The organism is Synechococcus sp. R8-2 (assembly GCF_047461715.1).
Taxonomy (GTDB): domain Bacteria; phylum Cyanobacteriota; class Cyanobacteriia; order Thermostichales; family Thermostichaceae; genus Thermostichus.
This window is the reverse complement of sequence record NZ_JANSHQ010000184.1, coordinates 1-834: the sequence shown is the minus strand read 5'-3', so window position 1 is coordinate 834 and position 834 is coordinate 1. Positions and strand designations below refer to the sequence as shown.

At 61.0% G+C, this 834-nt stretch carries 1 protein-coding gene; it reads left to right on the top strand.

All coding sequences use genetic code 11. From position 1 onward, the window contains the following. Positions 1-834, top strand: an 834-nt coding sequence (locus tag NW819_RS05030) for an ArnT family glycosyltransferase (protein WP_414413080.1), incomplete at both ends; no start/stop codon positions are given.

Here is an 834-nt window from a genome sequence, read left to right as displayed (position 1 = left end):
TTTTCGAGAAACCCCCTCTGCTCACCTGGAGCGTGGCCCTCAGTTTTGCCCTGTACGGGGTAAACGAGTGGGCAGCGCGGCTGCCAGGGATCCTCGCTGCTTTGCTGTCCATTCCCCTGGTGGGTTGGATTGGGTGGTTTTTTTTGCCGATGCGGGCGGCCTTTTTGGGGATGGCGGTTTTGCCCCTGTGCTACCTCTGGGTGCAGCAGGGGCGGCTGGTGGGGCAGGATGTACCTCTCACCTTTCTGGAGCTGCTGGGGATCCTGGGGTTGATCAACGGCATCCACGGCCACAAGGTTTGGTTTTGGCTGACCGGGGTAGCCTTTGGGCTGGGCCTGTTGATGAAAAGTGCCATGATCCTGCTGCCGGGGGCGGCTTTGATCCCCTATCTCGTGCAGCAACGGCGCCGCTGGATGGGATCCGCCCCATTTTGGCTGGCGCTTGGGCTGGGCTTGGGGATTTTTGGCCTCTGGCTAGGTCCAGCCATGCAGGTGTATGGCCCACAGGTGCTGACCACCCTGGTGGGGAAGGTGTGGGATCTGGGGCAAGAGCCCTTCCATGCGGATGCCACCGGCTGGTACTACCTTTGGCACATTCCCGTTCATGGCTTCCCGTGGACGGTTTTGGCTTTGGTGGGTGGCTTTCTCCTGGTGCGCCAGCAGCCGGGATCCACGCTGCTAATCTGGTCTTTCCCCCTGCTGCTGCTGTTGTTGTTGCAGCTTTATCCCACCAAAACCCCCTACTACACCGTGCAGCTTTACCCTTGGCTGGCTCTCTTGGCCGGGGTAGCCTTGGATCAAGCGTTGGCTATGCGGGGTCGCGTCAGCGGTGCGG